This is a genomic window from Vibrio sp. T3Y01 (genome assembly GCF_013114525.1).
Lineage (GTDB): Bacteria > Pseudomonadota > Gammaproteobacteria > Enterobacterales > Vibrionaceae > Vibrio > Vibrio chagasii_B.
Window position 1 is genome coordinate 124,891 of record NZ_VTXJ01000015.1, and the last position, 8,849, is coordinate 133,739.

Here is an 8,849-nt window from a genome sequence, read left to right on the forward strand (position 1 = left end):
TTGGGCGTTTTTAAATTTGGTTTGCTGACTGAAGAGGCTTACTTAGACATTTCCAACTGCTGAACCACCGCTTGGGTCAGCTGCTCAGTATACGGGTTAATCTTCCAATGCTCTGGACTCCAGCCTTTTACGAAACGTTGGAAATCAGCCCACGCAACATAAAACAGTGGTCGCCATGCGCGTTCGACGTCTTCAAATGAGAGCTGAGGCTGATAGTGTGCAAGCGCCTCTTTTAAGTGTTGAAAATAAGTATCTAACACCTCATTTTCATACTCTTGGCAATCTCGAGGCCTAATCGCGCTGCTCATGAACAAGGCAACGTCTTTCATTGCACAACCATGACCAACGTATTGAAAATCGACTGCAGCCGCGTTTTCACTTTCAGGATCAAAACAGAAGTTCGCGAGCTTAGCATCGCCGTGCACTAAGGTTGGATACGGGCACTCTTTCAATAAACGATCGATACGTTGCGCTTGTCGTTTCAAAGGTAAGTCCGCCAAGGCACTTAGCTCATCAGGCCGTGTGTCTAAATGCCAGTATGTGCCTACTTGCCACAAGGATGCCGACTGAGCTTGACTGACATTGATGTGCTTTGCGTGAAAGTTAGCCAACCATTTTAAGCAAGCATTTCGCTGTTTAACCTCAACAAAGGTATAAGCATGATGCTGCTCGCCTGAGGCTGATTCATCAGAAGCGGCCAGTACATCAAACTGAGAGGTTAATGGGAAACCGCTATCGGCTAAGTCTTGCATCACGATAAGCCATTCGTTGTCAGCTAATTCGCATTGCAAACCCACAGGCACGGGGCAGCGCTCATCCCATTGTTGAGTGAACGATTGATACCACGCTGTCTCTACTTGATAGGAATGCACTTTACGCTGATGAGACAGCTTAGTGTTCCATCCTTTCGGGTGTTCAGTTTTATCGGGCAACGCGACATGTTTAACGATAACGCTGTTGAATCCAGCATCACCACTATCCGGGAAGACTAAGCGTACTAACTCGCCATAGCCGCCCCACAAGCGCTGAATCACGTGAATATCGAACCCTTGATGGCAACCGAGTGACGTGGCTATTTTTTGATAAAGCTCAGGAGATTGCTGACTGGAATTAACATCGGATTCGACAGACTGTTTTGAAGGTATTGATTGAGACATATAACTCGTTGCTACGCCTTATCAGCTAAAAGATGTGACCATTGTGGCTGTCTATTCATGTAATGAACAACATAACTGCATACCGGGATAATTGTGTAACCCGCACGCTCAATTTCAGGGAGTACCGACTCCATCATCACCTTACCAAAACCCTTGCCTTGCAGTTCATCAGGGATTCGAGTTGAGGTGATATGCAATACATCGCCATCCTTTTTATACTTAACTACCGCAAACTGATCTGGTTCTAACTCAACCGTGATCTGGTTCGCATCTTGATCCCATTTAACTGCCTGCATTCTCAACTCCTGCAAATAATGGATACGACAAACAATTAAAGTTTGAAGTATGAATTCCTTGTAATAGACTAACGCAAGTGCATATAAAAAAACTAAGTACTTACAATCAAAGAAAATATTATTATAGCGTGTGGTTATAAATAAAATTCGAGCCAATTAAAAGCACTCTATAAATTGCGTTAGTACACCTACTAAATCTAGCACGTAATAACCCCTTGTTAGCAAGTTATCAATATCTAACAGACGCATGTTGGCACATGGAGAACCTATAATGAACGCACCACTGAAGAAGCCTTTGGAGCATAATCAGGCACTGCAAGACCCTCGAAATCGAACCGTCACCACTATTAATAGCACCGATGCGCTGGCTATGATTGAGCATGGCAGTGAGCTGACATTAAATGTATCGACACCTGTTGGCACCAAGTTTCTCGCTACCACCAAATTTATCGGCACTCACAGTGATAACTGTATCCTAATTGAGGTACCGGAAGTCTCTAGTGATGACCTGCGCTTTTTCTTTCAGGAAGGCTTCTGGATGACGGCACGCGCCTACTCTCTGCGAGGAGAAGGGGCTCTGATCCATTTTAGATCTCAGATTCACCACACCATTGGCGAACCCTTTCCTATCATCGTGCTTTCCACGCCAAGTACCATGCAAGTAACACAGCTGCGTAAAGAAACACGCTATGAAGTGAACCTCAGTTCTCGTGTGATCTTTGATGACCAACGAATGAACTGCGAGATCAGAGACCTCTCGAAAAGTGGCTGTCGCTTTGTCACATCGCCAACCTCTCGTCCAATTCAAGTTGCCGACCGAGTCTCTATCGAAATTACGCCCGAGAACTACAATGGTCCGCTGATTCCGCCACTTCGAGGGATTGTGTGTAATCTGCAAAGATCAACGCACTATGCGCGTTATGGTGTCGAATTTGATGATATCGGTAAGGCCAATGCCAAAAACCTGCTCAGTAAGCTGAAGTTCGACGGCACCAAACTTCGTTTGCGTAACGCTTAAGCGCTAGAGATTGTAAGAATCAAAAAAACAGCCATCGATAATATCGATGGCTGTTTCGTTTAAGGTTAACGGTTATTTAGCTAATCTACTTAAAGCATTAAGCTATTTACGCAGTGCGTTGAGTTTAGCCTGAGCGATACCAAAGATAGTATCGATTGGGTAACTGCCCTCATCACTCGGTTCACCAGCAGCTTTACCCGTGAACAGCTCAATCGCCTCTGTCACATGATCAATCGCCCAGATATTGAACTCGCCCTTTTCCACTGCTTTCACGATGTCGCTACGCAGCATCAGGTTATGAACATTAGAGCGCGGGATGATAACCCCTTGCTCATTAGAACGACCTTTGATTTCACATACATCAAAGAAGCCTTCAATCTTCTCGTTCACACCACCAATTGGCTGAGACTCACCGAACTGGTTCATCGAGCCAGTAATCGCAATGTCTTGACGGTTTGGCTGTTTAGAAAATGCAGATACAACGGCACAGAACTCCGCCATACTCGCACTATCGCCATCAACGCCACCATAAGACTGCTCGAAAGTGATGTTAGTAGTAAGCGGGACTTTAGCCGTCTTACCAAACACAGAAGAGAGATATGCCGACAAGATCATCACCCCTTTCGAGTGAATGCTGCCGCCAAGGTCTACGTTTCTTTCAATATCAATCACTTCACCGTCACCATAAGCGGTGGTTGCCGTGATTCGGTTTGGCGCACCAAACATGTGATCCGTTGTGCTCAATACCGACAGCGCATTGACCTGCCCTACAGCTTCACCATCGACATGAATCAGAGTTGTGCCGTTGGTAAAGGTTTCCATTACGCTGTCTTGCAGTCGTCCAACACGCATCTGTTGGTTAGATAACGCTTGGTCGACGTGCGATGCACGAATCAGATTCGATTTCGAACCTCTCGCCACGTAGTTAGATTCACGAAGCAGATTAGCAATGTGTGCTGAGTGCAGTGACAACTTACCTTGGTCACCCGCCTGACGAGAACTGTGTTCAATGATGCGAGCAATCGCCTTGCGGTCACAGTGGAGCATATTGTTGTCATGGACGATGCTCGAAATGAAGCGCGCATAATGCATTTCAGAGTCAGCAGTCCGCTTCATTTCATCTTCAAAGTCGGCCGTCACACGGAACAGCTCACCAAACTCTGCATCATAATGCTGCAGCAGTTGGTATGTGCGATAGTCACCAAACAAGATGATCTTAACGTCCAGAGGAATAGGTTCTGGGTCGAGCGATACCGCTCCCGTTAACGTCACCTCTTTCTCTAATGAAGTGAAGCTTAACTGACGAGAGCGCAGCGCACGCTTCAGGCCTTCCCATACGTAAGGTTGCTCTAGCACTTTTACCGCGTCCATCAACAGCACGCCACCGTTCGCTCGATGTAAGCTACCTGCACGAATCAATGAGAAATCAGTAAATACAGTGCCTTTAAAGGTTGCCGTTTCTACATAACCAAACAGAGAGTGATAGTTCGGATTCTCCTCGACCACAATCGGTAGAGTGTCTTCCTTCTGGCTCACAATCACGTTCACTTTGTAACGACGCGGCATTTTCTTATCCAAAGAAGCCGTCGCAACTTCGGCCTGCTCAGTACTCTCTTCTAAGAAAACATCAGCGTTATCGACGATGTCTTTACGCAGTGCGGTTAGGTACTTTTTAATGTCTGGGTATTGGCTGTAATCCTTCTTCAATTGCTTGATGAAGTGCGTTATCACATCTCGCGCCGTATCATCATTAAGCTTTTGAATCTTTTCAGTATACGTCTCTTCAAGCTCCGTCAGTTCACGAGAAATGGTTCGCAGTCCAACTTCCAGCGCATCGATGGTTTTATCGAATTGGTCTTGCTCTTCCGGTGACAGCAGGTCAAAGCTCTCTTCGGTATGAAGCTCGTCGCCGTTCATCGCCACAAATTGGTAATCACCTTGAGTGGTGATCGTCAGGTTCACGCCGTTCTTTTTTGCTTCTTGGCTGATCGCTTCTAACGCTGCTTGTTGCTTAGCTGCTAGCTGATTCTTTAATCGATCAGCACGGCTGAAGTACATCTCATTGTCGAACGCGAGTGGCATCGCTTTGATGAGTTTGCGCATCAGCTTTTCAATATCTTGCTTTAAGCTACTGCCCACGCCACGCGGAAGTTTCAATACCTTAGGAGTGCGAATATCTTCGAAATTCGCGATGTAACACCAGTCAAAAAGCTCCTCAACTTCATGAGTGTGTCGGTTGAGATAACGCAAGATCATGGTGCGCTTGCCCAGACCATTGCGTCCTATCGCATAAATGTTGTAACCCTTTTCCTTAATTGACATCGCGAACTCAACGGCTTTTTGCGCACGTTCTTGCCCGACGATTTCGTCAATTGGAGCCAGTTCTTTGGTCGACTTGCATGGTAGCTTTTCGAGTTCTGCTACCTGATACAGTTGTTCTGTATTAAGTCTTTGAATCGCCATCGCCGCCTCCTTAGTCCTTTATTTCTTGGGTGTAGATAAATTCAGTGTAGATGTAATTGCCTATAAATTTAGTGACTTACGCTACATCGCTGTTCAACCGAACAAATAACACACAATTTAATGCAATTTTACGAATAACAAGCTATTTAATTCATCAAACCTAACATCTGAATGATTTTAATTTGCAATTGATAATAAATATCATTAACATTTTAAAATATTATAAATCGAGGATGTGGATATGGAAATTGAACGATGCTGGATGCACTACCTAAAAGCTGAACAGTTAATGGAGCAAGGTCACTGGCCAGAAGCACAGCGCCTTTATGGTGATGTTCTCAATTCTCTTCCTCACCACATTCAAGATGCGGCATACCAAAGCGATATCAAGCCTTGCCAATTTGCCTGTCTACTTGCGGGACTCAGAGATGCAAGCGTGGCTCAATCTGAGATTCTCAACCGTTTAGGGCAACACCAACAAGCCTTTGATACATTGAATCAGTCTTATGCGTTAATGCAATTTATCTCTCTTGAGAGCACAGAGCTGATTCAACGCACCCACGGGTTACTGGAAAAGCAGAGTGAAGATCTACTTAACCACTTAATCGCATTTTGTAGCGCGCAACGCAGTTCGCATTGGATGCTCGAACTAGAACAAATTCAACGTGCTCATCACCATTTTGGGCAACTTAAAACAACGTCAGAAGTTCAATCTTCACCAAACGTCTTAAATTGATAAGGATATATCATGTCGGACCGGGCTCTTCTTAAAGTCAATAACCTCTCCGTTAGCTTCAAAACCAACGATGGAATCGTTGATGCGGTGAAAAAGGTAAACTTTACCCTTAAATCTAGCGAAACCTTGGCCATTGTTGGTGAATCAGGTTCTGGTAAATCTGTCTCTTCTAACGCACTGATGCGTCTACTTCCAGACAACGCCATTATTGATCCGCAGTCTCAAATTGAGTTTGAAGGCGAGTCTGTTCTCGAAAAATCAGAGCGTGAAATGCAGTCGATTCGTGGCGACAGAATCGGCATGATCTTTCAAGAGCCGATGACATCTTTGAACCCATATCTGCGCGTCGGTATTCAAGTGGCAGAAGCCATTATGTGTCACCGTAAAGTGTCAAAGTCTCAAGCCAAACAGCGAGTGATTGAACTGTTTAATCTTGTGCACTTACCAATGCCAGAAAAGTCGTACACCAAGTACCCTCACGAATTTTCGGGTGGTCAGCTACAGCGCATCATGATCGCAATGGCACTGATTAATGAACCGGATATCCTGATTGCGGACGAACCGACAACAGCACTCGATGTAACGGTTCAAGCTGAAGTGCTTTCTCTTATCAAAGAGATCCAAGGCAAGATGGGCATGGCAATTTTGTTCATCACCCATGACTTAGGTGTGGTGAAACACTTCGCCGATCGTGTGCTAGTGATGTGTAAAGGTGAACTCGTAGAAGAAGGGATGACTCAATCTCTGTTCGACAATCCTAAACATGACTACACACGAATGCTCATTAACTCGATACCTAAAGGGGCGAAAGATCCGGTAAGCGCCGCAGCGCCAGAGCTTCTGTCTGCTGAAGATATTCGCGTTAAGTTCTTGGTGAAACCGCACTTCATCAAGTCAAAAAATCAATACTTTGAAGCGGTGAAAGGCATCTCTTTGAACCTAAAACAAGGTGAAACCCTCGGCATTGTGGGCGAGTCTGGTTCTGGTAAATCAACCCTTGGACGTGCGTTAATCGGCTTATTGCCAAGCTCAGGTCGTATTGTTTATAAAGGACAAGACGTCAGCTTACTCAACGACAAGCAGCGTCATAACCTGAAAAAAGATGTTCAAATGGTATTCCAAGACCCTTATGGTTCTTTATCGCCACGTATGACGGTTGGGGAGATCATCACCGAAGGCTTAACGGTGCATCAACCTCACTTGTCAAAACAAGAACGTTTAGAAAGAGCTCGTAAAGCACTGATTGAGGTTCGTCTGGAGCCAAACTCAATCAACCGCTACCCGCATGAGTTCTCTGGCGGACAAAGACAGCGTATCGCGATTGCTCGTGCGTTGATTCTTGAGCCCTCTTTCATACTATTGGATGAACCAACTTCAGCTCTCGATCGCTCAGTGCAGCTAACCGTGATTGACCTGCTCAAAGACATCCAAACTAAGCACAATATCGGCTTCCTATTCATCAGCCATGACCTTTCGGTCGTGAAGGCACTTTCAGATCGTGTACTTGTGATGCAAAAAGGTGAAGTGATGGAAGAAGGGTCTGCAGAAGAGATTTTTAATGCGCCGAAAAACGACTACACCAAGAAACTCATCGCAGCGTCATTCGACTTAGAAAATAATTCGGAAAAAAATGCAGCTTAAAGGGAACTAATCAAGATTAACAGCGTCTTAAAGGTACATTCTGAATAAATTCCTAATGAGTTTCGTTTTAGAATGGATATAGCAAAACTGGTTTGGCCGCCAAAAGAGAAATGTCGCATGGATGCGACATTTTTCGTTTCTGGCGTATATGAAAAATCAACTCAGTGATTATGAAGGTTTGCTAAAATTGACGGACTTTAAACAGGGTTAGCTAGTAGTCGGGTCACAGTCGCCGAGCGGCTTCGTGTCATTACTGAGGGAACATGACGGGATAAGTACCAACCGATTCTGTCATGCCTTTATATTCTAGTATTCATATCGTTCAACTGCCTCACACATCGATACTCATATAATCCTATCTTCGGTGCTCTCTGGGATTGCGTTTTTACTGCGCTTCAGTGGCTTATTAATCCGTTTGAGGCCAAGTGGCCCTTCCTCTTCCATTATTTGCTGATAGGTATATAAGGTTTGGCGTGAGCAACCTAAGATACGAGCGGCTTTAGAGACACTACCAAGCTCTGCAACCAACTCCAGAGCCTCTATTTTACGTTGTACCTCTTTGCCGTATTCGTTGCATTTACGTGGCTCTACTAACTCAGTGATGTCTAACCGTCGATGACCGAAGTAAGCAGAGAAGGTACCATCGAACTGACATCGTATTTCTACTTTTTGGTTCTCTATGGAGTAACGTACTGGCGAGTCGATAACGTACATTTTGCTATCAAAGCTAAACGTGTGGTCACGTCGTATCGTTCGATACTCTTTCTGTACGCAGATGCTGTTAAGGTCTAGGTCAGGTGGCAACGACTTGAACGCAGAGCTCGATTTAGTCGCCTGAACCATCACATTATTCACCCAGTATTTGGGGATAAACTCCTCTTGCAAGTATCGGTTTGCGCTCTCCATGTCAGCGATGTTATTGAGGCGCAGTTCGGGGACAAGGCGGTCTTGGAAGGTGTCGAAGGCTCGTTCGATTCGTCCCTTCCCTTGAGGTGAGTTGGCGAAGATAATTTCGATACCGAGTTCATCACAAGCTCGCTGCATTTGCGAGAAGTTGCTGCGTTTCGGCCCACCAAAGATACCTGCTCGATCCACGTAGAGAGTTTTGAATATGCCTCGCTTTTCAATATAAGCTCGCATCACCTTCATACAGCCTTCGGTGGTCTCTGAAGGGAAGAACTGCGCATGAATATCACTAGTAGCGTCATCAATGATGGCAATCAAGCAAGACTTCTCATCACCAAACCAGCGATGAGGGCTGCCATCCATTTGCAGCATAAGCCCAGGCAACGGCATACGCTCTCGATACTTCCTTACTCGACTTCTACGGCGTTTAGAACGCTTCACATGGTGAATGTCATGAGCCCAAGAACGCAACGTTTCACGCTTAATCGACAGTCCTTCATTTTTGCTCAGAAGCTCCGAGAGATGTTGAAGATTAAAGTCGTAGTACTTGGTTTGAATGAGGGCTTGAACCTCCTTCTTGAGTGACTCAGGGATTTTATTGATGGGAGCACGACCAGTGTTACCATGAACCA

At 45.3% G+C, this 8,849-nt stretch carries 6 protein-coding genes and 1 pseudogene; 3 read left to right on the forward strand and 4 right to left on the reverse strand.

All coding sequences use genetic code 11. The features are described from left to right. Nucleotides 1–38: 38 nt before the first annotated feature. Nucleotides 39–1,157, reverse strand: a complete 1,119-nt coding sequence (locus F0232_RS16645) for a phosphotransferase (RefSeq protein ID WP_061032971.1) — start codon at nucleotides 1,155–1,157, stop codon at nucleotides 39–41. An 11-nt stretch (nucleotides 1,158–1,168) separates the two neighbouring features. Then, complete coding sequence (locus F0232_RS16650) at nucleotides 1,169–1,453, reverse strand: GNAT family N-acetyltransferase (RefSeq protein WP_061032970.1); 285 nt, start codon at nucleotides 1,451–1,453, stop codon at nucleotides 1,169–1,171. Nucleotides 1,454–1,724: 271 nt separating this feature from the next. On the opposite strand from F0232_RS16650, the gene F0232_RS16655 reads away from it, so the two are divergent. Continuing rightward, nucleotides 1,725–2,471 (forward strand): flagellar brake protein, encoded by a 747-nt coding sequence (locus tag F0232_RS16655; protein WP_061032969.1) that lies wholly within the window; start codon nucleotides 1,725–1,727, stop codon nucleotides 2,469–2,471. A gap of 102 nt (nucleotides 2,472–2,573) precedes the next feature. Here F0232_RS16655 and F0232_RS16660 read toward each other — a convergent pair whose 3' ends face one another. After that, entirely contained in the window at nucleotides 2,574–4,934 is a 2,361-nt protein-coding gene (locus F0232_RS16660) for a Lon protease family protein (RefSeq protein WP_105058734.1), read from the reverse strand. 241 nt (nucleotides 4,935–5,175) lie between these two features. Here F0232_RS16660 and F0232_RS16665 point away from each other — a divergent pair, with 241 nt between their 5' ends. Continuing rightward, nucleotides 5,176–5,670, forward strand: coding sequence for a hypothetical protein (locus tag F0232_RS16665; RefSeq protein WP_008218112.1), 495 nt, complete (start codon nucleotides 5,176–5,178; stop codon nucleotides 5,668–5,670). A gap of 12 nt (nucleotides 5,671–5,682) precedes the next feature. Continuing rightward, nucleotides 5,683–7,311 carry an ABC transporter ATP-binding protein gene (locus F0232_RS16670; protein ID WP_105058733.1) on the forward strand — a complete coding sequence of 543 codons (1,629 nt, stop codon included), beginning with the start codon at nucleotides 5,683–5,685 and terminating at the stop codon, nucleotides 7,309–7,311. Nucleotides 7,312–7,659: 348 nt separating this feature from the next. Here F0232_RS16670 and F0232_RS16675 read toward each other — a convergent pair. Then, a pseudogene (locus tag F0232_RS16675) lies at nucleotides 7,660–8,849 on the reverse strand (ISNCY family transposase); the annotation flags it as partial.

Excerpts from the sequence above, each read along its gene's own strand:
- F0232_RS16645 (WP_061032971.1), bottom strand. The coding sequence starts at position 1,157 with ATGTCTCAATCAATACCTTCAAAACAGTCTGTCGAATCCGATGTTAAT.
- F0232_RS16650 (WP_061032970.1), bottom strand. The coding sequence starts at position 1,453 with ATGCAGGCAGTTAAATGGGATCAAGATGCGAACCAGATCACGGTTGAG.
- F0232_RS16655 (WP_061032969.1), top strand. The coding sequence starts at position 1,725 with ATGAACGCACCACTGAAGAAGCCTTTGGAGCATAATCAGGCACTGCAA.
- F0232_RS16660 (WP_105058734.1), bottom strand. The coding sequence starts at position 4,934 with ATGGCGATTCAAAGACTTAATACAGAACAACTGTATCAGGTAGCAGAA.
- F0232_RS16665 (WP_008218112.1), top strand. The coding sequence starts at position 5,176 with ATGGAAATTGAACGATGCTGGATGCACTACCTAAAAGCTGAACAGTTA.
- F0232_RS16670 (WP_105058733.1), top strand. The coding sequence starts at position 5,683 with ATGTCGGACCGGGCTCTTCTTAAAGTCAATAACCTCTCCGTTAGCTTC.